Annotated in this window: 22 protein-coding genes; 10 read left to right on the forward strand and 12 right to left on the reverse strand. The window is 73.4% G+C overall.

Annotation, left to right across the window (positions count from 1 at the left end):
- Positions 1 to 20: 20 nt before the first annotated feature.
- Both ABTW72_RS08320 and ABTW72_RS08325 read right to left on the reverse strand, forming a co-directional pair.
- A complete protein-coding gene (locus tag ABTW72_RS08320; RefSeq protein ID WP_350855865.1) occupies positions 21 to 845 on the reverse strand; it encodes a DUF1206 domain-containing protein in 825 nt (274 codons plus the stop codon).
- A gap of 59 nt (positions 846 to 904) precedes the next feature.
- Positions 905 to 1,270, reverse strand: a complete 366-nt coding sequence (locus ABTW72_RS08325) for a hypothetical protein (RefSeq protein ID WP_372432984.1) — start codon at positions 1,268 to 1,270, stop codon at positions 905 to 907.
- A 95-nt stretch (positions 1,271 to 1,365) separates the two neighbouring features.
- Between ABTW72_RS08325 and ABTW72_RS08330 the strand changes: the two genes are divergently transcribed.
- Positions 1,366 to 2,592: a cysteine desulfurase-like protein gene (locus ABTW72_RS08330; protein WP_350855867.1), complete on the forward strand. Its 1,227-nt coding sequence runs from the start codon at positions 1,366 to 1,368 to the stop codon at positions 2,590 to 2,592.
- A complete protein-coding gene (locus ABTW72_RS08335) occupies positions 2,589 to 2,876 on the forward strand; it encodes a GNAT family N-acetyltransferase (protein WP_350855870.1) in 288 nt (95 codons plus the stop codon). Before ABTW72_RS08330 ends, ABTW72_RS08335 begins: the two co-directional genes overlap by 4 nt.
- A gap of 9 nt (positions 2,877 to 2,885) precedes the next feature.
- Here ABTW72_RS08335 and ABTW72_RS08340 read toward each other — a convergent pair whose 3' ends face one another.
- Positions 2,886 to 4,376, reverse strand: a complete 1,491-nt coding sequence (locus ABTW72_RS08340) for a glycoside hydrolase family 3 protein (RefSeq protein WP_350855873.1) — start codon at positions 4,374 to 4,376, stop codon at positions 2,886 to 2,888.
- A 217-nt stretch (positions 4,377 to 4,593) separates the two neighbouring features.
- Here ABTW72_RS08340 and ABTW72_RS08345 point away from each other — a divergent pair, with 217 nt between their 5' ends.
- From ABTW72_RS08345 to ABTW72_RS08360, 4 genes are all read left to right on the forward strand, one after another.
- Positions 4,594 to 4,719 carry a hypothetical protein gene (locus tag ABTW72_RS08345; protein WP_255750123.1) on the forward strand — a complete coding sequence of 42 codons (126 nt, stop codon included), beginning with the start codon at positions 4,594 to 4,596 and terminating at the stop codon, positions 4,717 to 4,719.
- Between the two features lie 100 nt (positions 4,720 to 4,819).
- The gene (locus tag ABTW72_RS08350; RefSeq protein ID WP_350855876.1) at positions 4,820 to 5,770 is read left to right on the forward strand and encodes a TIGR03557 family F420-dependent LLM class oxidoreductase; all 951 of its coding nucleotides are present in this window, start codon (positions 4,820 to 4,822) and stop codon (positions 5,768 to 5,770) included.
- A 104-nt stretch (positions 5,771 to 5,874) separates the two neighbouring features.
- Positions 5,875 to 7,506 (forward strand): RecQ family ATP-dependent DNA helicase, encoded by a 1,632-nt coding sequence (locus ABTW72_RS08355; RefSeq protein ID WP_350855878.1) that lies wholly within the window; start codon positions 5,875 to 5,877, stop codon positions 7,504 to 7,506.
- A gap of 88 nt (positions 7,507 to 7,594) precedes the next feature.
- Positions 7,595 to 8,098 (forward strand): hypothetical protein, encoded by a 504-nt coding sequence (locus tag ABTW72_RS08360; RefSeq protein ID WP_350855881.1) that lies wholly within the window; start codon positions 7,595 to 7,597, stop codon positions 8,096 to 8,098.
- Here ABTW72_RS08360 and ABTW72_RS08365 read toward each other — a convergent pair.
- Positions 8,088 to 9,677 (reverse strand): MFS transporter, encoded by a 1,590-nt coding sequence (locus ABTW72_RS08365; protein ID WP_350855884.1) that lies wholly within the window; start codon positions 9,675 to 9,677, stop codon positions 8,088 to 8,090. The genes ABTW72_RS08360 and ABTW72_RS08365 overlap by 11 nt on opposite strands.
- 82 nt (positions 9,678 to 9,759) lie before the next feature.
- Here ABTW72_RS08365 and ABTW72_RS08370 point away from each other — a divergent pair, with 82 nt between their 5' ends.
- On the forward strand, positions 9,760 to 10,521 hold the full coding sequence (locus ABTW72_RS08370; RefSeq protein ID WP_350855886.1) for a TetR/AcrR family transcriptional regulator: 762 nt from the start codon (positions 9,760 to 9,762) through the stop codon (positions 10,519 to 10,521).
- Positions 10,522 to 10,530: 9 nt separating this feature from the next.
- On the forward strand, positions 10,531 to 11,565 hold the full coding sequence (locus ABTW72_RS08375) for an AraC-like ligand-binding domain-containing protein (RefSeq protein WP_350855889.1): 1,035 nt from the start codon (positions 10,531 to 10,533) through the stop codon (positions 11,563 to 11,565).
- Between the two features lie 154 nt (positions 11,566 to 11,719).
- On the opposite strand, the gene ABTW72_RS08380 is transcribed toward ABTW72_RS08375, so the two are convergent.
- The 8 genes from ABTW72_RS08380 to ABTW72_RS08415 are packed head-to-tail and all read right to left on the reverse strand — an operon-like array spanning position 11,720 to position 20,395.
- Positions 11,720 to 12,703 (reverse strand): DNA topoisomerase IB, encoded by a 984-nt coding sequence (locus ABTW72_RS08380; RefSeq protein ID WP_350855892.1) that lies wholly within the window; start codon positions 12,701 to 12,703, stop codon positions 11,720 to 11,722.
- Entirely contained in the window at positions 12,687 to 13,640 is a 954-nt protein-coding gene (locus ABTW72_RS08385; protein WP_350855895.1) for a glycosyltransferase family 9 protein, read from the reverse strand. Before ABTW72_RS08385 ends, ABTW72_RS08380 begins: the two co-directional genes overlap by 17 nt.
- The gene (locus ABTW72_RS08390; RefSeq protein ID WP_210785226.1) at positions 13,637 to 14,338 is read right to left on the reverse strand and encodes an SDR family oxidoreductase; all 702 of its coding nucleotides are present in this window, start codon (positions 14,336 to 14,338) and stop codon (positions 13,637 to 13,639) included. Before ABTW72_RS08390 ends, ABTW72_RS08385 begins: the two co-directional genes overlap by 4 nt.
- A complete protein-coding gene (locus ABTW72_RS08395) occupies positions 14,335 to 15,795 on the reverse strand; it encodes a PfkB family carbohydrate kinase (protein WP_350855899.1) in 1,461 nt (486 codons plus the stop codon). The genes ABTW72_RS08390 and ABTW72_RS08395 overlap by 4 nt, the downstream gene beginning before the upstream one ends.
- A 40-nt stretch (positions 15,796 to 15,835) precedes the next feature.
- Positions 15,836 to 16,549 (reverse strand): D-sedoheptulose-7-phosphate isomerase, encoded by a 714-nt coding sequence (locus ABTW72_RS08400; RefSeq protein WP_502892172.1) that lies wholly within the window; start codon positions 16,547 to 16,549, stop codon positions 15,836 to 15,838.
- Positions 16,549 to 17,766, reverse strand: a complete 1,218-nt coding sequence (locus tag ABTW72_RS08405) for a glycosyltransferase (protein WP_350855902.1) — start codon at positions 17,764 to 17,766, stop codon at positions 16,549 to 16,551. Before ABTW72_RS08405 ends, ABTW72_RS08400 begins: the two co-directional genes overlap by 1 nt.
- A complete protein-coding gene (locus tag ABTW72_RS08410; protein WP_350855904.1) occupies positions 17,751 to 18,725 on the reverse strand; it encodes a glycosyltransferase in 975 nt (324 codons plus the stop codon). The genes ABTW72_RS08405 and ABTW72_RS08410 overlap by 16 nt, the downstream gene beginning before the upstream one ends.
- Positions 18,722 to 20,395: an HAD-IIIA family hydrolase gene (locus tag ABTW72_RS08415; protein ID WP_502892173.1), complete on the reverse strand. Its 1,674-nt coding sequence runs from the start codon at positions 20,393 to 20,395 to the stop codon at positions 18,722 to 18,724. The genes ABTW72_RS08410 and ABTW72_RS08415 overlap by 4 nt, the downstream gene beginning before the upstream one ends.
- Positions 20,396 to 20,569: 174 nt before the next feature.
- Between ABTW72_RS08415 and ABTW72_RS08420 the strand changes: the two genes are divergently transcribed.
- Both ABTW72_RS08420 and ABTW72_RS08425 read left to right on the forward strand, forming a co-directional pair.
- Positions 20,570 to 20,998 (forward strand): SRPBCC family protein, encoded by a 429-nt coding sequence (locus ABTW72_RS08420; RefSeq protein ID WP_350855910.1) that lies wholly within the window; start codon positions 20,570 to 20,572, stop codon positions 20,996 to 20,998.
- Positions 20,995 to 21,996, forward strand: a complete 1,002-nt coding sequence (locus tag ABTW72_RS08425) for an SDR family oxidoreductase (RefSeq protein ID WP_350855913.1) — start codon at positions 20,995 to 20,997, stop codon at positions 21,994 to 21,996. The genes ABTW72_RS08420 and ABTW72_RS08425 overlap by 4 nt, the downstream gene beginning before the upstream one ends.
- Positions 21,997 to 22,121: the final 125 nt, after the last annotated feature.

Genomic DNA, 22,121 nt, shown 5'->3' on the forward strand with positions numbered 1-22,121 from the left:
CAGCCCGGGAATCGACCAGTTCAGACCTTGCGGTACCGGGACTGGAGGAAGCAGTAGACGCCGAAGGCGGCGATGCCGAGGGCGACCAGGGCCAGCAGGAACGTGCCGTAGGACTGCTCCTGCAGGGTGTGCAGCGCGGCGTCCAGACCACGGGCCTTCTCCGGGTCGTAGTTCACCGCGGCGACGATGACCAGCAGACCGGCGATGCCGTACGCGACGCCCTTGGCGATGTATCCGGCCATGCCCAGCCGGCGGGCGAGCTGGCGGGTCTTCGGGCTCATCTCGCCGGTCTTGAGGTGCTTCTCGAACTTCTTCCGGGCTCCGTAGATGATCAGGCCGATGCCGATCGCGGCGACGACCAGCCCGGCCAGGCCGACCAGCCAGCGGCCACCGCTGGAGGTCATCAGCTTGCCGGTCAACGCCTCCTGCTGGTCGGCGCTGTTCGATCCGGCGTCCTTGAAGACCTTGAAGGCGGTCCAGGCGAAGTAGAGGTAGACGATGGTCCGGCCGGCCGAGGCGAGCCGTTCCATGACCCGCTCCTTGCTGCCGCGCTCGGCGCGGTGCCCGACCGCCGCCTCCAGCGCCTGCCAGATCGCCATCGCGAGCAGGCCGACCGCGACGGCGATGACCAGGAACTTGCCGAGAGGCTGTGCGGAGAGGGTACGCAGCGCTCCGGACTGGTCGCCGTCGTCGGACGACGTGCCGAACGCGATCTGCAACGCCAACCAGGCGAAGAGGAGGTGGACGATGCCGTAGCCGATGAAGCCGGCCCGGGCGAGGAGTTCCAGCCACCGGCTGTCCGCCGTACGGGAGGCGGTGGCTTCGGCGCTACGGGTGAGTGACATGGCGTCACAATCTCCGATTCGGAAGATTCCCAAACGTCGGCCACCGCCGCCCGCCCAGCTCAGCTGCCCGGGTTGCGCGATACGCGAATCTTGACCTGCTGGTCGGTCACGCTGTCCAGGGTGACCGCGAAGCCCCCGGCCTCGGCGGCCTGCTGGCCGGTGGTGAGGGTGAGCTGCTCACCGGCGACCTCGACGGTCACCTGGTCGCCCTCGGCGCCGACCAGTTTGGCCTCGACACCCAGGATGGTGGCGCTGGCGTCGACACCCCGCTCGAAGGTGACAGTGCAGGCGTCCAGCCCGCAGTCGGTGGAGGCGCCCTGGGAGCTGCACCCGGCGAGCACGGCGAGGCCGAGTGCCAGACCGGCGAAGAGACCGGCGGCGCGGCGGACGGGGGGAATGGGCATGGTGGCGGGTCGGTTCGTCACCTCGCCAAGAGTACGAGACATCCGCGAGGTCGCCGCCGAACGGTGATCACTGGCGGCCGGAAAGGGTACGAGGAGGACCGGCTAGGGTCCGGGACATGCCGTTCGACATCGCCCGCACCCGGGCCGCCTACCCCGCCCTGACCGAGGGCTTCGTCCACTTCGACGGTGCCGGCGGCACCCAGACCGCGGCCGGTGTGATCGACGCGGTCACCGATGCCATGCGGTCGGCGGTCGGCAACCGCAGCGCCGCCAACGTTGCGGGCCGCCGGTCGTTGGAGCTGGTGGCCGAGGCCCGCTCGGCGGTGGCCGACCTGCTCGGCGCCGACCCGGCCGGGGTGGTGCTCGGCCCGAGTGCGACAGCGCTGACGTACACCCTGGCCCGCACGCTCGGCGCGGCCTGGCGCCCGGGGGACGAGGTGGTGGTCTCCCGGCTCGACCACGACGCGAACGTGCGGCCGTGGGTGCAGGCCGCCGAGGCGGCCGGCGCGACGGTGCGCTGGGCCGAGGTCGACCGGCACACCGGTGAGCTGCCCGCGGCCCAGTACGCGGACCTGGTGGGTGAGCGGACCCGGTTGGTCGCGGTGACCGCCGGCAGCAACGCCATCGGCACCATGCCGGACGTGCCGGCGATCGCCAAGACCGCGCACGCGGTCGGCGCGTTGGTCTACGTCGACGGGGTGCACTCGGTTCCGCACGGGCCGACCGACCTGGCCTCGCTCGGTGCCGACGTGCTGGTCACCAGCGCGTACAAGTGGTCCGGCCCGCACCTGGCGGCGATGGTGGCGGACCCGGCCCGGTGGGCGGCGCTACGCCCGGCGAAGCTGGTGCCGTCCTCCGACGCGGTGCCCGACCGGTTCGAGTACGGCACACCGAGCTTCCCGCTGCTGGCCGGCGTGGCCGCCGCGGTGGATCACCTGGCGGGGCTGGACCCGGACGCGGTCGGGGACCGGCGGGCCCGGCTGCGGGCCGGGCTGGCCGCCGCCCAGGCGCACGAGGAGGCGCTACTGGACCGGCTGCTCGCCGGGTTGGCGCAGCGGCCGGCGATCACCGTCTACGGCTCGCCGGCGCGGCGCTGCCCCACCGTCTCGTTCCGGGTCGCCGGGATGTCCCCGGCGGCCACCCAGGAGGCGTTGGGCGCCGCCGGGTTTTGCCTCTCCGTCGGCGACTACTACGCCTACGAGTACTTCCAGCTCATGGGTCTGCGCGACAGCGGCGGCGCGGTGCGGGCCAGCATCTACCACTACAACACTGCCGACGAGGTGGACCGGTTGCTCGGCGAACTCGACGCGCTGGCTGGGCGGGCGGGGAGAATGGCCGGATGAGCACCCTGGTCGAGGACAACCCGGCGAAGCACCGCTTCGAGATCCTGGTCGACGACGCGCTGGCCGGCTTCACCGCGTACCTGCCGCGCGGGGAGGTCCTGGTCTTCACCCACACGGAGGTGGACCGGGGCTTTCAGGGCAAGGGGGTGGGCGGCACGCTGATCCGCGGCACCCTGGACCAGCTCCGGGCACGCGGCACGACAGTGGTGCCGCAGTGCCCCTTCATGTCCGCGTTCATCGACAAGCACCCCGAGTACGCCGACCTGGTCGCCGACCTCCCGTAGCGCGGGCCGTCAGCGGGCGCCGGTGAGCACCTCGGCGGCGGCCTGCCCACTGGCCCGGGTGGCGCCGTGGGTGGCCAGGTGCACCGCACCGGTGACCAGCTCGGGCACGCCCAGTTCGACCACGACGGCGTCCGGCCGGGCGGCCAACGCGCGGTGCACGGCGGCCCGCATCCAGTCGTGCCGGTGCTGGTCGCGGACGACCAGGACCAGGGGGCGGCTGCCCGCACCGGCGCCCGGGTCCGCCGGCACGTCGGGTTCGGCGTAGCGGACCGTGCTGGTGCCGGGCAGCAGCTCGGTCAGCGGTCCGCCGATGCCCCACGGGGTCTCGGCGCCGATGGCGATGTTGCGCGGCGGCTCGAACTCGACGACGTGCGCCGCGCGGGTCAGGGGCAGCGCGACCGTCGTGCCCGGGGCGGCGGTGACCCGGACGGCCCGGCGGGCGGCGACCAGCCCGACGTCGGTGGCGGCGCGCGCTCCGGCCGAGCCGGCGCCACGGGCGGCCACCGTCCAGGCGGCGAGTTGACCGACGCGCTTGGCGGCCTCGGCGAGACGTTCCTCGGGCAGCTCACCGGAGACGACGGCGGCCACGATGGCGTCGCGCAGCTCGCGGGCGGCCTGCTCGTCGGCCCGTTCGCCACCGATGCAGATGGCGTCGGCCCCGGCGGCGAGGGCGCGGACCGTCGCCCCGGCGAAGCCGTACCGGTCGGCGACCGCGCGCATCTCCACCGCGTCGGTGACCACCACGCCGGAGAAGCCCATCTCGTCGCGGAGCAACCCGCCCAGGATGCGCTGACTCAGCGTCGCCGGCAGGTGCGGGTCGAGGGCGGGCACCAGCAGGTGACCGGTCATCACCGCCTGCACCCCGGCGGCCACGGCGGCGCGGAACGGGGCCAGTTCGCAGGTGTCCAGCCGGTCCCGGTCGGCGGTGATCCGGGGCAGGTCGTGGTGTGAGTCGACCCGGGTGTCGCCGTGCCCGGGGAAGTGTTTGGCGCAGGCCGCGACGCCGCCGGCCTGGAGCCCGCGGACCCAGGCGGCGGTGTGCCGCGCGACCAGCACCGGGTCGGCACCGAAGGAGCGGACGCCGATCACCGGGTTCGCCGGATTGGAGTTGACGTCGGCGTCCGGGGCGTAGTTGAGGGTGATCCCCGCCGCGGCCAGCTCGGCGCCGAGGTCACGGGCGACGGCCTCGGTCAGCTCCGGGTCGTCGACCGCGCCGAGGGCGAAGTTGCCGGGCCGGGAGCTGCCGTGCACCGACTCCAGCCGGGTGACGTCGCCGGCCTCCTCGTCGATCGCCACCATGACGTCCGGCCGTTCCGCGCGCAGCGTCGCGGTCAGGGCGGCCACCTGCTCGGTGTCGACGACGTTGCGGGCGAAGAGCACCACCGAGCCGAGACCCTCGCCGAGCCAGCGGCACACCCATGGCGGTGGGGTGGTGCCGACGAAGCCGGGTTGCAGGACGGCGGCGGCGAGCGCCGGGAGGTCGCCGTTGCTTGTTGTCACGCCGCCCCCTCGCAGTGATCGGTGTCGATCACCGGCGACGGTGCGCCCCCGTCGATCCGCTGGTTGCGCTCGCTCATGCGGCCCCCGTACCCCATCTCTCGCGCGCTCTTGGCGCACCGCCACCGGCAGGCGGTCCTGCCATGGTCACACTGAGCGATTCAATAGTCAATAAACCTTACAGTTGCCTGGCGGCCCGCTCCCCGGGGAGAGTGCGGGGATGGATCCCGTCCTGCTGGCCGACGCGACGAGCCCGGCCGACATCCCCGGCGTACGCCTGCTCGGCCTTGTGGTCGGCGCCCTGCTGCTCCTCGCCGCGATCCGGGCGATGTTCGGTCGACGCTGAGCGACCCGTGCCGATCCGGGCCCGACGGGCCGGGTGTGGTCGACCGCGACCGGGGTACGGCTCTCCCCATCAGCAGATCCGCGTGCCGAAGGGGTAAGCCATGAAGATCGGATATTTCCTGTCCAGTGAGGAGTTCACGCCAGCCGAGTTGCTGGAGCAGGCGCGCGGTGCCGAACGGGCCGGCTTCGAAGCGCTGTGGATCTCCGACCACTACCACCCCTGGGTGGACGCACAGGGCCAGAGCCCGTTCGTCTGGTCGATGATCGGCGCGCTCAGCCAGGTCTGTTCGCTGCCGGTGACCACGGCGGTGACCTGCCCGACCCTGCGGATCCACCCGGCCGTGATCGCGCAGGCGGCGGCGACCAGCGCGGTGCTGCACGGTGGGCGGTTCGTGCTCGGCGTCGGCACCGGCGAGGCGCTCAACGAACACATCTTCGGCGACGCCTGGCCGCAGGCCGACGTCCGACTGGAGATGCTGGAGGAGGCCGTCGAGGTGCTGCGCGCACTGTGGGGCGGCGACTTCGTCAGCCACCACGGCAAGCACTACACAGTGGAGCAGGCCCGGATCTACACGCTGCCCGACGCTCCCCCGCCGATCTACGTCTCCGGCTTCGGGCCGAAGTCCATCGACCTGGCGGCGCGGATCGGCGACGGTTACGTGAGCACCATGCCCGACGGCGAGATGGTCCGGCGCTTCCGCGAGAACGGCGGCGGCGACAAGCCGTGCCAGGCCGGCTTCAAGGCGGCGTACGCGGACAGCGAGGAGGAGGGGTTGCGCATCGCGTACGAGCGCTGGCCCAACGCGGGGGTGCCGGGTGAGCTGTCCCAGGTGCTGCCCTCGCCGCGGCACTTCGAGCAGGCCGCCGAGTTGGTCAGGCCGGAGATGCTGAAGGAGGCGTTCGTCTGCGGCAACAGCGCCGACGCGCACCTGAAGATGATCGACCAGTACGCCAAGGCCGACTTCGACGAGGTGTACGTGGCCAACACCGGCCCGCACTACCAGGGCCTGTTCGACCTCTACCAGCGCGAGGTCCTGCCCCGGCTGCGCTGAGGCGACGGTCAACGAGCCGGCCGTCGAGGGCGTGGCGGGTGCCCCTGCCTGTGATCGTCCGAACGCGTTTCGGCGGTCATGGGCTCGGGTACCTCCGGCCCTCGATGAAACTGTCCACGCACTCGATGACGTTGCGCCGCGCGGCCCGCAGCCTTTTCGGCTGGAAGGCGCTACGGCCCAACCAACTGGCCGCCATGCGCGCCGTGATGAAGCGGCGAGACGCCCTGGTGGTGTTGCCCACCGGAGCCGGCAAGTCGGCGATCTACCAGATCCCGGCCAGCCTGATCCCCGGCCCCACCGTGGTGATCTCCCCGCTGCTGGCCCTTCAGCAGGACCAGATCGCCTCCCTCAACGAGCGGCAACGCCCGGAGTTGCGAGCGGTGCGGATCAGCTCGAACGAGTCGCCCACCCAGCAGGCCGAGGCGATCACCGAGATCCGTGAGGGCCGGGCGGAGTTCCTCTTCATCACCCCGGAACAGCTCAGCAACCCGGACCGGATGGCCGAGGTCGCCGCGCTGAAGCCGGCCCTGGTGGCGATCGACGAGGCGCACTGCATCTCGGCGTGGGGGCACGACTTCCGCCCCGACTACCTGGCGCTCGGGCACCTCATCGACGGCATCGGCCGGCCGCCGGTGGTCGCGCTGACCGCCACCGCCTCCCCTCCGGTACGCGACGACATCATCGCCCGGCTGCGACTGCGCGACCCGGAGGTGGTGGTCTCCGGGCTGGACCGGCCGAACCTGTTCGTCGAGGTCGCGCACTGCCCCACCGAGGACTACCGGTGGCGGCGACTGATCGCGCTGCTGAGCGACGACGAGCGGCCCGGGATCATCTACGTGCCCACCCGTCGTGCCGCCGAGGAGCTGGCCACCCGGTTGACCGACGCCGGCTACCCGGCGCAGTTCTACCACGGTGGGATGGCGGCCGGCGCACGCCACGAACTGCACGAGGCGTTCCTCGCCGACCAGGTGCCGATCATGGTGGCGACCTCGGCGTTCGGCATGGGCATCGACAAGCCCAACATCGCCTGGGTGGTGCACATGGCGCTGCCCGACTCGCCGGACAGCTACTTCCAGGAGATCGGCCGGGCCGGCCGCGACGGGCAACCGGCCCGGGTGCTGCTGCTCTGGAAGGCCGAGGACGTGGGCCTGCAACGGTTCTTCAGCGGCGGCCTGCCCGACGTCGAGGAGCTGCGCGATCTGGCCGCGCTGCTGCGCCGCAAGCCGGCCACCAAGACCGAGCTGCGCGAGACCACCGGCCTCGGGCCGCGCAAGCTGGGCCAGTACCTCTCCCTGTTGGAGCAGGTCGGGGCGGCCGAGCCGCGCGCCCGGCAGCGCATCGGCGCACCCCGTTACTCGCCCACCCCGACCGATGCCGCCGCGGCGGCGCTGGCCGAGGCGGAGCGCCAGCAGACCGTGACCCGGTCCCGCACCGACATGATGCGGGCCTTCGCCGAGACCAACGCCTGCCGGGGGCAGACCCTGCTGGCCTACTTCGGCGAGCAGATGACGCAGGTCTGCGGCCACTGCGACAACTGCCACAACGGCACCAGCGTGGCCGACCAGGGCGCGGTCGGGCCGTTCCCGGTGCACAGCCAGGTGCGGCACCCGGAGTGGGGGTCCGGCATGGTGCTCTCCTACGAGGAGGACAAGATGACGGTCCTCTTCGAGGAGGTCGGGTACAAGACGTTGTCGGTGCGCGTGGTGTCCGAACAGGGCCTGCTGACCCTGGACTAGCCTGACCCGGGTGCCGCTATCGGGCCCGGTGGATCGAGCAAGCAGAGCACCGATTGACCAAGCAGAGCAGGGCGGAAGGGGCATTGCCGTGATCGAGCAGCCGGCGTACACCGGTTTCGGTTTCTCCGACGGGGAGTGGGGGTTGCTGGTCGGCCTGCCGCAGTCGGTGCTGACCGCGGCGAGCGCCGCCGAGTCCGACGGCACGCGCCGGACCATGGCGGAGAACGCGGCCGGGCTGGAGACCATCGCCGCCGGCCGGGAGTCGGCCAGCCCGCTGGTCGCCGCCGTGGCCGGCGAGATCGTCACCCGGGTCGGTGACCCGGACACCGGGGAGGAATTGCCGGCCATCGCGCCCGCCGACCCCCGGGCGTACATCGACGACGTGCTGCTGCGGGCCGGCGAGGCCGGCGCGTTGCTGGCGGCGCGGGTCGACGAGGGTGAGGCCGGTGCGTACAAGCACTGGCTCGTGAAGATCGCCGAGCAGGTGGTGGGGGCCGCGTCCAGCGGTGGGCTGCTGGGCATCGGCGGCGAGTCGGTCAGCGACTCCGAGCGGCGTTTCCGCGACCGTCTCGCGCACGTGCTCATCGACTGACCGACGACAGCGACGTGTCGGCCGGACCGGTCGGCTCGACGGCCAGCGCCGTGGAGTCGGCCGGTCGGACGCCGCGCAGCGCGACCAGCGCGGTGACCGCGCCCAGCAGCATCACCGCCATGGCGGCGTACGCGGCCAGGTGCAGCCCGTCGGTGAACGCGACGGCGGCGGCGTGCCGCACCGCGTCGGCCAGCTCCGCCGGCAGCCCCCGGGCGACCGCGAGCGCGCCGCCCAGGGTCTCCTGGGCCGCGGCGGTGGTGTCGTCGGGCAGCCCGGCCGGCAGGCCGTCGACGATCTCGCGGCGATAGACCGCCGCGCCCACGCTGCCCAGGATCGCCATTCCCAGCGCACCGCCCAGCTCGCTGCTGGACTCGGTCAGCGCCGACGCGACACCGGCCTGCTCGGGCGGCGCCGCGCCGAGGACCAGCTCGGTGACGAGGGACATCACCATCACCAGGCCGCCCGCGTAGACACTGGCGCCGACGAGCAGCAGCCACAGCGGCGTCTCCGGGGTCACCCGGGTCAACACCACGAAGCCGACCACGGCGATGCCGAACCCCGCACCGATCAGGTACGCCCGTTCGACGCGCTGGGCCAGGGCGGCGGCGGCCGGCGCGACTGCGCCCACGGCGAGGGACGGCACGAGGCTCCACAGCGCCGCCCGCAGCGGGCTCAGGCCGAGCACCAGTTGAAGGTGCTGGGTGGTGAAGATGGCGAAGCCGACGATGGCGAACATCGCCAGCAGGTTGACCGCGAGCGACCCGGCGAAGCCGCGACGGCGGAACAGCGCGAGATCGACCATCGGGTACGCCCGGGTGCGCTGCCGGTGCAGGAAGAGCGCCCCCACCAGCAGACCGCCGACGATGGCGAGGACCCGCACCGGGCTGAGGCCGTCGCGGGCCATCTCCTTGATGCCGTAGATGACCGGCAGCAGCGCGCCCAGCGACAGTGCCGCGCTGATCAGGTCGAACCGCCCGGTCGCCGGGTTGCGGAACTCGGGCACCAGGAGCGGCACGAGCAGGAGCAGCATCAGCATCGCCGGGATGTTGATCAGGAAGATCGAGCCCCACCAGAAGTGCTCCAGCAGGATGCCACTGAGTACCGGGCCGATCGCGATGCCACCGGTGAGGGTGGCGGTCCAGATGCCGATGGCGGTCCCGCGCTGCTTGGCGTCGTGGAACATGTTGCGCACCAGGGCGAGCGTCGAGGGCATCAGGGTGGCCCCACCGACGCCGAGCACGGCACGCGCGGCGATCAGCGTCGCGGTGCTGTCGGCGTACGCGGCCAGCAGCGACGCCGCACCGAACGCGGTGGCGCCGATCAACAGGAGTCGGCGGCGGCCGATCCGGTCACCCAGAGCGCCCATGGTGATGAGCAGCCCGGCCAGCACGAAGCCGTAGATGTCGAAGATCCAGAGCTGTTCGGTGGCGGTGGGATGCAACTCCGCGCTGATGAACGGGACGGCGAAGTAGAGCACCGACACGTCCATCGAGACCAGGAGCAGCGGCAGCATCAGCACCGTGAGCCCGATCCACTCCCGCCGACCCGCTCGCGGTGCCAGTGTGGTGGTGATCGTCATGGTCACTTCCCTTTCTGCGTAGGGCGTACGCTGTTATGCGTAGACCATACGCAGAACTAGGATGACGGGGCAAGGAGGAAATGTGGCGGCGAAGACAGACGACAGCGGGCCCGTGCTCCCGGCGGCCATCGAGAGCGCATGGGGGCTGCGGGAGCGGCCACCCAAGGGCCCCCGGCCGGGAATGAGCGTGCCCGCCATCGTGGACGCCGCCGTACGCGTGGCCGACGCCGACGGCCTCGCGGCCGTCTCGATGAGCCGGGTGGCCAAGGAGTTGGGCGCCGCGACCATGGCCCTCTACCGGTACGTCGGCTCGAAGGACGAGCTGCTGATGCTCATGGTGGACGCCGGATACGGCCCGTCCCCCGGCCCACCCGCGCCGGAGGACGACTGGCGCGCCGGCCTCACCCGGTGGGCCTGGGCCGAGCACGAGGTGCTGCGGCAGCGGTCCTGGCTGCTGCACGTGCCGATCAGCGGCCCACCGATCACCCCTCAGCAGCTCGGCTGGATGGACGACGGGCTGCGCTGCCTCGACGGCACCACGCTCGGCGAGGGCGAGAAGATGTCGGTGCTCCTGCTGATCACGGGGTACGTCCGCAACGAGGCCACCCTCACCTCGCAGATCGCCGAGGGCAGCCGGGCCGCCGGCGTCGACCCCAGCGAGATGATGCCGGCGTACGGTCGACTGGTGGCCCGGCTCATCGACCCGGCCCGCTTCCCCGCGCTGCACCGGGTGCTGAGCGCCGGTGTGCTCTACCAGGACGACGACCCCGACGACGAATTCGTCTTCGGCCTGGACCGGATCCTCGACGGCGTCGAGGTACTGATCCGACGCCGGGCGGGCTGAGGGAGCCCCATGCTGCCGAAAGACATCATCGACACCACAGTCCTGCCACCGGGCGAACGGTTCGGCATGTGGCTGGACCTGATCGCACGCACCTCGGTGCCGCTACGCATCCAGTCCGCGCACAGCGACGACTTCGCCGCCCGCGCCGACTTCGTCGACCTCGGCCCGATCCAGTTGGTGCAGTACGAATACCCGTCCCTGGACGCCACCCGGACCCGGAAGCTGGTCCGTCAGTCCGATCCGGAGCTGTACATCCTCGCCCTCACCACCGGCGGCGTCGGCACGTCCAGCCAGGACGGTCGTCGCAGCGAGATCCTGGCCGGCGAGTTCACCTTCTACGACGCGTCCCGGCCACACGACGTCTGCCACCACGCCACCGAGCCCGAGCGGGACCAGGCCACCTCGATCGTCACGATGATCCCGCACACGGCGCTGCCCCTGCCGCCGCAGCGGATGGCCGCGCTCTACGGCGGCCGAATGTCCGGCAGCGAAGGGATCGGGGCGTTGCTGGCGCAGTTCCTGCTTCAGGTGACCGGGCACCCCGAGCAGTACCATGCCGCCGACGCCAGCCGGCTCGGCGCGGTGGGGCTCGACCTGGCCACCACAATGCTCGGCCGGCACCTCGTCGCCGAGGACGCCGTGCCCACCGAGGTCCGCCGCCGGGCGCTGCTCACCCAGGTGCAGTCGTACATCCACCGCCACCTCGGCGACGCGACCCTCGGCCCGCAGGTGGTCGCCGACGCCCACCACATCTCGGTGCGGTCCCTGCACCGGTTGTTCGAGGCCGAGGACACCACGGTGGCCTCGTACATCCGGGATCTGCGACTGGCCCGGTGCCGGCGCGACCTGACCGACCCGGCGCTGCGCAACCAGCCCGTGCAGACCGTCGCGGCGCGGTGGGGTTTCTCCGACAAGGCCCACTTCAGCCGGGCATTCCGGGGGGCGTACGGCACCACACCGCAGGAACACCGCGACAGTGGCTCGGATCTGGCGCGGATCGTCAACCGCCAGGCGTCCACGGTCAACTCGCTGCCGGCAGACTGACACCAACGCGGCCGGCCATCACCTGGTGGGCCGCCAACGGGGGCCGTGGCGAGGCGCCCGCCGCGCGAGCGGCGGGCGGCCGCCCGGTGGCATCCCGCTGACGCCCGAACTCCGGCTCCGTCGCGCTTCCCCCCAGAACCGCCGACGGGGCCGGTCAGGCCCCCTCCAGCAGCTTCAGGACGACCTGCTCCGCCTCCTCGCGAGGCGCCCGCGGATCCACCGGCGCCACCACCCCGTCGTGGTAGAGATCGACCACCCGGGGGTCCACGTAGGACGCGCGAGCCACCGTCGGCGTGTTGCCCAGCAGCTCCGCCACCTCACGCATCACGGCGACCACCGCCTTCCGCCGGGCGGTCACCGAGCGGGCCGGGCCGACGGTGGCCAGCTCGGTGGCCGCGAGCACTGTGGCGTGCCAGGTGCGGAAGTCCTTCGCTGTCATCTCGCCACCGCTGGCATCGCGCAGGTAGCCGTTGACCTCGTCGCTGCGCACGTCGCGCCACTCCCGGCCGTCCCAGTAGCCGAACAGCCGCTCCGCCCGCCGCCGACGACGGCGCAGATTCACCAGCACCTGGCACAGCTCCGGGTCCTCGATCCGGCGTACCTGCTCGATGCCTCCCTTCGCGGGAAACACGAACACCACGCAGCCGCGCCGGGACCGGGCATGCTCGGGGCGCAGGGTGGCCACGCCGTACGTCGGGTCGTCGCCGTTGGCGTACTGGTCGCTGCCGACCCGGAACATCCCCATGTCCAACAGTCGGGTCACCGTCGCCAGCACCCGGTCCCGGCCCAGTCCACGGCCGTCCAGGTCGCGCCCCACCCGCTCGCGCAGCGCCGGCAGCCGCCGGGCCACCTCCAGCATGTGGTCGAACTTCGCCTCGTCCTGCTTCTCCCGCCACCGCTGGTGGTAGATGTACTGCTTGCGTCCAGCCGCGTCGATCCCGATCGCCTGGATGTGCCCGTTCGGGTGCGGAGCGATCCACACGTCCTGCCAGGCCGGCGGAATGACCAACTCCCGCAGCCGGGCCAGGACGTCCGGATCCCGCACCGGAGCCCCGGACGGGTCGACGAAGAGCCAACCCCGTCCGCGCCGACGCCGTCCGTACCCCGGTCGACCCGGGTCGCTACGCCGCAACCGCACCGGAGACCCGCACCACCCTCTCCACCTCGGCCACGGCGGCCAGCACCTCGTCAAGGCGCAGAGCCGCCATCGTCGGGTGGCTTCCTACCCCGTCCCATCTGGGCCAATCCGCCTCGCCGGCCCAGAGCACCCGGTGTCGTGGCCGATCCGGTGGAGGCCCCCAGAGCGCCGGTGGCACCGGCCCGAAGAGGACGACCGACGGGGTGCCGTACCCGGTGGCCAGGTGGGCGACCCCGGTGTCCCCGCTGACCACCAGCCGGGCGTCGGCCACCAGCGCGGCGAGCGCGCCGAGGTCGGTCCGGCCGGCCAGCACGGCGTCCGAGCTCAGGTCCGCCGCCTCGGCCACCCGGGCCGCCAACGCCCGTTCGTCGGCCGAGCCGGTGAGCAGCACCCGGTGCCCCTGGTCGGTCAGTGCCCGGGCCAGCGCGGCGAACCGCTCGGCGGGCCACCGCTTGGCCGGGATCTTGCTGCCGGGGTGCAGCACTGTGACACCGCTGGGCAGCCCCGTCGCCCCGGGCCGACGCAGGCTGAGGTCGGCGCGGTCGGCCGGGATGTCGTACCAGGACAGCAACCGGCACCACCGGTCCACCTCGTGCTCGTCGACGGCCCAGCGCGGGCCGTCGGCGCAGCCGGCGTCCGGGCTGGCGAAGGCCAGCAGCCGACCGGGCCGGGTCGCCGCGAGCAGCCGGTGCGACTGCGGGCCGCGCCCGTGCAGGTTGACAGCGACCCGCGGGGCCGACCCCACCCGGAGAGGGCGATCCAGCCCGGCGGTGTCCACCAACCGGTCGACGCCACCCACCAGGTCGACCAGCGGGGCCAGCCAGCCGGGCGCGGCGAGCGCCAGCTCCCGCGACGGGTACGCGGCCCGCAGCGCCCGCAGCGCGGGCACCGCGGTCACCAGATCGCCGACGCCGAGGGCGCGCAGCACGAGGATCACGGGTACGAGGTCTCCTGCTCGGCGCAGACCACCATCTCGCGCACCGCGCAACCGGGCGGCTGGTTGAGCGCGAACATGATCGCGGCGGCGGTGTCGGCGGGCTCGTTGAGGTTCGCGTCCGGCCCCGGCTTGTACTGCGGGTCACGTTCGTCGAAGAACGCGGTGCGCATCCCACCCGGAATGAGCAGGGTGACGCCGACCTGACCGGCCAGCTCGGCGGCGAGGGCTCGGGTGAACCCCACCACGCCGAACTTCGCCGCGCAGTACGCGGTGGCGTCGCTGACCGCCTTGACACCCAGGGTGGAGGCGACGGTGACGATGCGGCCCCGGGAGGTCAGCAGGAACGGCAGCGCGGCCCGGATCACCGCCGCGGTAGCCAGCAGGTCGACGGCGACGATCCGGTCCCAGGTCTCCCCCGGCAGGTCGGCGAGTCGGCCCGGCACGTCCGTGCCGGCGGCGGTCACCACCGCGTCCAGGCCACCGGCCTGCTCGGCGAGGTGCTGGGTGGCCACCTCGGCGGCTCGCGTGTCGGCCAGGTCGCACTCGGTCCAGGACACCCCGTCGGCCGGCGGCTGCCGGTCCAGCACGAGCGGTCGGCCACCGGAGGCGGCCACCGCGGCGACCACCGCGGCGCCGAGGCCGCTGGCGCCGCCGGTGACCAGGACGGTGGGCCCGGCACCAGGCCGCGTGGCGGTCATCGGGTCCGCTCCGCGAGCGTGCGGACGATCAGGTCGGTGGTGGAACGACCGTCCAGATAGGGCACCACCACGGTGTTCCCACCCCAGCGGCGCAGGACCTCCGCCTCCGGCAGGGTGACGCTCGCGTCCCCACCGCCGGTGGCGTAGTCGCCGCCCTTGACCCACACGTCGGGGCGTACCCAGGACAACGCCGTCTCCGGGGTCGGCTCGTCGAAGATGAGGACCGCGTCGACGCAGCTCAGGGCGGCCAGCAGCCGGCTGCGGTCAGCTTCGGACTGCACCGGCCGGTCCGGCCCCTTCAACCCGGCCACGCTGGCGTCGGAGTTCAGGCAGACGATCAGGCAGTCGCCGAGTTGCCGGGCCGCCTCCAGGGTGGCCACGTGCCCGGCGTGCAGCAGGTCGAAGCAACCGCCGGTCGCCACCACCGTGCCACCCGCGGCGCGTACCTCACCCAGGAGCGTGGCAACCGCGGCGACTCCCACCCGGTCGGCAACCGCACCACCTCGTGGTGGGTGTTGGAGGGCTCGCGGCCCCGGCGCACTCCTGGCCCGCACCGTCGGCGCCGACGGAGGCAGCGCCGTGGCCACTCCCCCACCCGCCACGTACGCGGACGCCTCGGCGACCGCCACCTGCACCGCCTCGGAGACCAGCGCGCCCTGGGCCAGTGCGAGGCTGGCCGCCGCCGCGAACCGGTCGCCGGCACCGCAGGTGTCCCCCTCGGCGCTACCCGGCGTCGGCACCACCAGCGGCGTCGACCCGGCGTGGCAGAGCAGCGCGCCGTCACCGCCCAGCGTCACCGCGACCGCGCCGGCCCGCCAGCGCCGCCGTAGCCCCTGGGCACCCCGGGAGGCGGTGGCCAGTCGGGAGGCGCCGGGCAACGCGGGGACCAGCTCGCGCACCTCGGACTCGTTGGGGGTGGCCAGGTGTACGCCGGGCACGGCCGCCGGGCCGCGCGGATGCGGGTCCCACACCACCGGCGCGCGGGTGGCGGCCAACGCGTCGCGCAGCGCGGGCTGCCGGGCCACCCCCCGGCCGTAGTCGCTGACCAGCACCGCCGACGCCGCGGCGATCACCCGGAGCACCTCCTCGGAGGGCTGGCCCGGCTCTCCCGACGTGCCGCCCCGGTCGTGGCGCAGCAGAACCCGCCCCCGGGCCCGCAGTCGGATCTTCTCGGGCGTCGCGCCGGAGAGGGCCAGTGGGTACACCTGCACGCCGGCGGCGGCGAGCAGAGCGCTCAGCCGGGCCCCGCCGGCGTCGTCGGCGAGCGCGGTCACCAGCACCACCTCGGCGCCCTGCGCGGCGGCGAACACCGCCGCCAGACCGGCGCCCCCCGGTCGGTCGGTGGCCGCGGTCTCGTCGAGCACCGGCACCGGGGAATCCGGGCAGAGCCGGTTCACCACACCTTCCACATCCCGGTCGAGCAGGGTGTCCCCGAGCACCACCACCGGTCCCCTCACGCTTGCCTCCTCATCCTCACGCGTCGACCTGCTGTCCGGCTCACGCGTCGACCTGCTGTCCGGGCCCGCCGTCGAGCACCACCTCGACCCCGGTGCGTACCGGCGCGGCAGGCAGCCGACCGGCCGGTGCGGTCTCCCCGGGCACGGGGTGGACGACCGCCGGATCGGCGGCTGCCGTCAGCGCGGCGGGCAACTCCTGTTCGAGGTACTCGCAGAGCAGATGACTGGTCACCAGGTGCAGCTCCTGGACGACCTGGGTGTCCGGGGACGCGACGGCCAGCACGTCGTCGCAGGCGTCGGCGAGCGGATTGGGCGCGGCGCCGGTGAGCGCCCAGGTGGTCACCCCGACGTCGCGGGCCGCCCGCGCGGCGGCGACCAGGTTGGCGCTGGTTCCGCTGGTGCTCAGCAACAGCAGGACGTCGCCCGGGCGGCCGTGGGCGCGTACCTGGCGGGCGTACACGTCGGTGTAGCCGTAGTCGTTGGCGATGGCGGTGAGCGCGCTCGTCTCGGCGTGCAGCGCGATCGCCGACAGCGGCTGGCGGTCGTCGTGCAGCTTGCCGACCAGCTCGGCGGTGAGGTGCTGGGCTTCGGCGGCGCTGCCGCCGTTGCCGGCCACCAGCAGGCGACCCCCGGCGGCCAGCCGGTGGGCCAGGTCCGCGCCCCAGCGCGCCAGCTGTCGCTCACACCGCCGGTACGGCACCAGCGCCGCCGCGAGATTCGTCAGGTGGGTGTCGAGCAGGCTGCCTGTCGGCATCAGGCCACCACCCGGGTCGGCCGGCGCACGGCGGCCACCTCGCTGTAGACCTCGACCAGCCGCTCGGCGGTGGCCGCCCACGAGTACCGCTCCCGGGCCCGCTCACGCGCCGCCGTCGCGTACGCGAATCGCCTGATCCGGTCGTCGAGCAACCCCTGGATCGCGGCGGCCAGCGCCTGCGGGTCCCGGGCCGGCACGAGGTCACCGGTCGTCCCGTCGACAACGGTGTCCCGGATGCCGCCCACGGCCGTTCCGACGACCGGCACCCCGCAGGCCATCGCCTCCAGCGGGGTCAACCCGAACGGCTCGTACCAGGGCGCCGCGACCAGCAGGTCCGCCGAGCGGTACCAGCGGCCCATCTCCTCCCGGGGCACCGCGCCGGCCAGGTGCACCCGATCGGCCACCCCGCACGACTCCGCGAGAGCCCGCAGCCGGCGGGCGTACGGGTCGGTCTCCAACAGCCCCTCGGGTGGCCCGCCGACGACCACGCACTCGGCGTCCGGAACCAGCGCCATCGCCCGGATCACGGTCTGGAAGCCCTTGCGCTCGACCAACCGACCCACGGTGAGGATGCGGGCCCGTCCCGGTTCCCGGTCGGCGGCCGGTCCGAGCGGGGCGAAGGTGGCGAGGTTGACCCCGGAGGGCACCACTGTCATCCGGGACCGCGGCACACCCATCCGGACCAGTTCGCCCACCTCGTCGCGGCACTGCGCGACGATCCGGTCCACCGAGCGGCCCAGCTCCCGCTCGTAGGAGACCCGTCGGGCCGGGCTGGTGTCCTGCACACCCTGGTAGCGGCGCTTCACCGTGCCCAGCGCGTGGTACGTCTGCACCACCGGCACCCCGGTCTGCCGGCCGGCGGTCAGCCCGGCCAGGCCGCTCATCCAGAAGTGCGCGTGGATCACCTCGGGCACCCAGTCGCCGCCGCGCCACCGCTCGATCAGCCAGTTGCTGAACTCCCGCATGTGCGGCAGCAGCGCGTCCTTGGCCACCGGCTCGGCCGGGCCGGCCGGCACGTGCACCACGTCGTACCCGTCCGGGCTGCGGACGGTCACCGGCAGGTCCGGCGCGTCGCGGCGGGTGTAGACCCGCACCTCGTGCCCGGCGGCGGCGAGCGCGGCGGACAGCTCCGCGACGTGCGTGTTCTGGCCGCCGGCATCCTCCCCTCCGAGGACGGCGAGCGGGCTGGCGTGCTCCGAGATCATCGCGATCCGCATACTTCCTCCTCCAGCAGCCGGTCCCAGTCAGCGAGGAAACGGTCGAGGCCGTACCTGTCGCGCGCGGCGGTTCGCGCCGCCGCTCCGGCCTGCCGCGCGGTAGCCGGTTCGGCGATGAACCGGCGGGCGGCGTCGAGCAGGGTGTCGGTCCGGGTGGCGAGCGCCCCCGCCTCCGGGGGCACCGCCATCACCGCCTCGGTGGTGGCGAGCGCGACGACCGGCATGCCGATCGCCATCGCCTCGATGAGGCTGAGCCCGAGGGAGGTCCACCGGCACAGGTGCAGGTACGCCCGCCGCCGGGCCAGTTCGGTGTGCATCCGCTCCTGAGGCACGTCGTCGTGGCTGGTCAGCCGGTCGGCGGGCAGCCCGAGGTGGTCGGCCAGGCCGGCGACACCCATGCCGAACACGTCCAGCGGCGCGATCTCGGCGAACTGGGGCAGCAGGTCGGTGCCGGTGACCCGACCTCGCCGTACCGGCTCGTTGATCACCACGGCGAGCCGGTCCAGCTCGCCGGTGTAGGACGCGGAGGGGGCGACGATGCCGTGGTCGACCACTGTGGTGCGGGTGGTGCCGGTGTCCCAGAAGATCTGGTTGAACCCGGTCACGTGGGCGATGAGGAGGTCGTCGCGGTCGGCCATCGGGTGGCGGGTGTTCGGCACGTCGCCCTTGGGAGTGTTGTGCTCGACGTAGATGGCGGGAAGGTCACGGCCGGGGCGGCGACGAAGCCACTGCTCGGCCCGGTCGATCTCCTCGGGACGTTGCAGGATGACCAGGTCGACGTCCGCGCTCGGCAGCTCCTCCGGGCTGACCTCGACCGCGCTGTCCGGCCACGGGTAGGTGCGGGCCCGGCCGAGGCCGTACGGGCCGCGGTCGGGTGTGGTGGGAATCAGGTAGCGATGGCTGCCGTGCACGAACGACGTGGTCCAGGAGCCGTGCACGTGCCAGAGCAGGATGTTCATCGGCCACCACCACCGCTGACGGCGAGGGTCCGCAGCGCGTCGACCACGTCGCCCGGGTCGACGCCACTGAGGCAGGGGTGCCCGGGGACCGGGCAACTGGCCGCCCGGGTGTCCCGGCAGGGAGCGGCGGCGTCGCCGAGCCGAACGGTCGGCACCCGGTAGGGCCCCCACTGACCGAACGGAACGGTCGGCGCGAAGAGACTCACCACCGGCACACCGGCGGCGGCCGCCAGGTGCGCGGGCCCGGTGTTGCCGACCACGACCGCGCTGGCGTCCGCGACGATCGCGGCCAGCCCGGCCAGGTCGGTGCGTCCCCCCAGGTCGGTGCCGCCGGCCGCGGCGACCCGGGCGGTGACCGCGCGCTCGTCCGGGCCGCCGGTGACCAGCACCCGGTGCCCCGCGTCGGCCAACGCCCGGACGATCCCGGTGGCCACGTCGGGCGGGCAGGCCCGGCTGGACGCGGCCGACCCGGGGTGCAGCACCACGTACCCCGGATCGCCGACGTCGACCGGGCGCGGCGGCACGGCGTCTCGGCGCAGCCGCAGGACCGGTTCGTCACCGTCGGGAAGCCGGTGGCCGGCGGCGGCGGCCAGGGAGAGGGCACGTTCGGGTTCGGGGACGCCCACCGGCACCCGGTGCCGGATGTCCAGCAGCGAGCCCGGATAGTCGTCGCTGATCGCCGCGATCCGAGCGATCCCCGCCATCCGCAACAGCAGCGCCAGCGGCAGGGCGGACTGGTGGAACGAGGTGAACACCACCGCCTGGTCCACGCCGACCGTGCCCAGCCGCGCGGACAGGCTCCGCATGGCCTCCGGGTCGACCGGCCCCGGCGCGGGATCGATCCACGGCAGCGGATGCTCGATGATCTCGTCGACGCCGGGCAACAGGTCGGCGGCGGCCCGACCGCGCGGCCCGCACAGCAGCACCACCCGCTCCGCTCCGGCCGCGACGGCACGGATCGCCGGGCCGGTGACCAGCACGTCACCCGCCGAATCCGAGCGGACCACGAGCGCTGTCCGTACCGGTTCGGTGGGCGGGGTCGAGGGCTGCACGGCCTGTTGGCGGCGCAGGATCTCCGCCACCGCCGCCGGCAGATCGGTGGCCACCCACCCGGCGGCGGCGACCTCCTCCGGCCGGGTCACCGGGGTGGGCACCAGGACCCCCGCGGCCCCGGCGGCCATGGCGGCACCGACGTCCCGGCCGATGTCGCCCACGAGTACGCAGCGGGACGGCGTGGTGCCCAGCTCGCGGGCGGCGGCGTACACCAGGCCCGGCGCCGGTTTGCGGCAGTCACAGCCGTCGGCGTCGTCGTGCGGGCAGACCAGCCACGCGTCGAACCGGCCCAGCAGCTCCTCGACGCGGGCGTGCACCGCCCGCATCTGTTCACCGGTGAAGTAGCCCCGGGCCAGGCCCGACTGGTTCGTGACGACCGCCAGCCGCAGCCCGGCCGCGCGCAGCCGGTCCAGCGCCGCCCGCGCGCCCGGCACCGGCCGCACCTTCTCCGGGTCGCCGTTGTACGGCACGTCCTCGATCAGGGTGCCGTCGCGGTCCAGCAGCACCGCGTCGTAGAGCACCGCTCGGGGGCTTGCGACAGACCCGGCGGCGCGGTCAGCAGCGGCATACACCTGGGCTGACCTGCGCTGATACGGATCCTCCTGGTCCTGTCGCACAGCCGGCGGGTTCCCTGCGCCCCGAGGAGTAAACGTCGTCGTCGAGGGGGTGGGCCAGCGCCGCCAGCGATGCCCCGGGTCGGCCTTACCCGCCGTCCGAGAGAAGCTAACCCGGTCAGCTGTTAGCCCGTGCCGTGCTCCGGGTATGGGATCCCGGTGGCGATTGTGGAGAAAGTGATCGACGCTTCCCCGCAGCAGGTGTTCGACGTGCTCGCGGACGGATGGACGTACAGCGACTGGGTGGTGGGCACCGCTCACGTGCGAGACGTGGACGACGCCTGGCCTCGGGTGGGCAGCCAACTGCACCACCGGGCCGGGCCGTGGCCGTTCTCGTTGCAGGACGCCTCGACGGTGCTGGTCTGCGAGCCGCCGCACCGGCTCGTGCTCAAGGCCGGGCTCTGGCCGGCGGGCGAGGCGATCGTGGCCTTCACCCTGGAGCCGGTCGGCGACGGCGCCACCCGGGTGCGTATCGGCGAGGACTTCGCCGCCGGCCCGCTGCGCTGGGTCCACAACAAGATCAACGATCTGGTGCTGCACAGGCGTAACCGGGAGACGCTGGCCCGACTCTCCGACATCGCCATCCGACAGAAGGGGTCCTCGTGACCCGGACCGTGGTGGTGACCGGCGCGAGTGCCGGCGTGGGCCGCGCCGTCGCCCACGCGTACGCGGCGCGCGGCGCCCGGCTGGCGCTGCTGGCTCGGGGCGAGGCGGGTCTGGTCGCCGCCGAACGGGAGTGCCGACTGCGCGGGGCGACCGACGTGCGGGTGTACCGGGTCGACGTGGCCGACGCGGGCGCGGTGCAGCAGGCCGCCGACGACGTGGTGCACCGCTGGGGCGGCATCGACGTGTGGATCAACAATGCGATGGCGTCGGTGTTCGCGCCGGCCTGGGAGATTCCGGCGCGCGAGTTCCGTCGGGTCACCGAGGTCACCTACCTCGGCACCGTGCACGGCACCCTCGCCGCGCTGCGGCACATGCGGGCGCACGGGCAGGGCACGATCGTGCAGGTGGGCTCGGCGTTGGCCTACCGGGGGATCCCGCTGCAGTCGGCGTACTGCGCGAGCAAGCACGCCGTCCAGGGGTTCAACGACTCGCTGCGCGCCGAGCTGCTGCACGACTGCCCGGGGGTGAAGTTGTCCATGGTGCAGCTGCCTGCGGTCAACACACCGCAGTTCTCCTGGGTCCGCACCCGGCTGCCCCGGCATCCGCAGCCGGTGCCTCCGATCTTCACTCCGGAGCTGGCCGCCCGGGCCATCGTCTGGGCCGCCGACCGCGGCACCAGGGAGCTGAACGTGGGTGGCCCGACCTGGCAGGCACGGGTGGGCGACGCCCTGTTCCCCGGCCTGCTGGACCGGAAGCTAGCCCGCGACGGCTACGACAGCCAGCAGACCGGTGAGAAGATCGATCCGGCGACCTGGCGGGACAATCTGGATCACCCCGGCGATGCGGACACGGACCGGGGCACGGCTGGCGTGTTCCGCGAACAGGCGCGTGACCGGTCCGCGGCGCTCTGGGTCGGCACGCACAAACCGGCGCTCTCCGGTGTCGCGCTCGCCGTCGCGGCGCTCGCCCTCAGCGCTGTCGCTCGCCGTCGTCGCTGACCAGCGCACGCCTCTGACCAGGGCTTCGACCCCCGTACGCGGTGGACGGCGAGGGTCCGCAACGCCCGGAAGGGGTGCCTCCCTCGGACCGAATGCGGGAACTAGATACCCTTTCCATGACCCTT

This window comes from Micromonospora sp. NPDC127501, from assembly GCF_040302185.1.
GTDB lineage: Bacteria > Actinomycetota > Actinomycetes > Mycobacteriales > Micromonosporaceae > Micromonospora.

Excerpts from the sequence above, each read along its gene's own strand:
- ABTW72_RS08320 (WP_350855865.1), bottom strand. The coding sequence starts at position 845 with ATGTCACTCACCCGTAGCGCCGAAGCCACCGCCTCCCGTACGGCGGAC.
- ABTW72_RS08330 (WP_350855867.1), top strand. The coding sequence starts at position 1,366 with ATGCCGTTCGACATCGCCCGCACCCGGGCCGCCTACCCCGCCCTGACC.
- ABTW72_RS08335 (WP_350855870.1), top strand. The coding sequence starts at position 2,589 with ATGAGCACCCTGGTCGAGGACAACCCGGCGAAGCACCGCTTCGAGATC.
- ABTW72_RS08345 (WP_255750123.1), top strand. The coding sequence starts at position 4,594 with ATGGATCCCGTCCTGCTGGCCGACGCGACGAGCCCGGCCGACATCCCC.
- ABTW72_RS08350 (WP_350855876.1), top strand. The coding sequence starts at position 4,820 with ATGAAGATCGGATATTTCCTGTCCAGTGAGGAGTTCACGCCAGCCGAG.
- ABTW72_RS08355 (WP_350855878.1), top strand. The coding sequence starts at position 5,875 with ATGAAACTGTCCACGCACTCGATGACGTTGCGCCGCGCGGCCCGCAGC.
- ABTW72_RS08365 (WP_350855884.1), bottom strand. The coding sequence starts at position 9,677 with ATGACGATCACCACCACACTGGCACCGCGAGCGGGTCGGCGGGAGTGG.
- ABTW72_RS08375 (WP_350855889.1), top strand. The coding sequence starts at position 10,531 with ATGCTGCCGAAAGACATCATCGACACCACAGTCCTGCCACCGGGCGAA.
- ABTW72_RS08390 (WP_210785226.1), bottom strand. The coding sequence starts at position 14,338 with ATGACCGCCACGCGGCCTGGTGCCGGGCCCACCGTCCTGGTCACCGGC.
- ABTW72_RS08400 (WP_502892172.1), bottom strand. The coding sequence starts at position 16,549 with ATGCCGACAGGCAGCCTGCTCGACACCCACCTGACGAATCTCGCGGCG.
- ABTW72_RS08405 (WP_350855902.1), bottom strand. The coding sequence starts at position 17,766 with ATGCGGATCGCGATGATCTCGGAGCACGCCAGCCCGCTCGCCGTCCTC.
- ABTW72_RS08410 (WP_350855904.1), bottom strand. The coding sequence starts at position 18,725 with ATGAACATCCTGCTCTGGCACGTGCACGGCTCCTGGACCACGTCGTTC.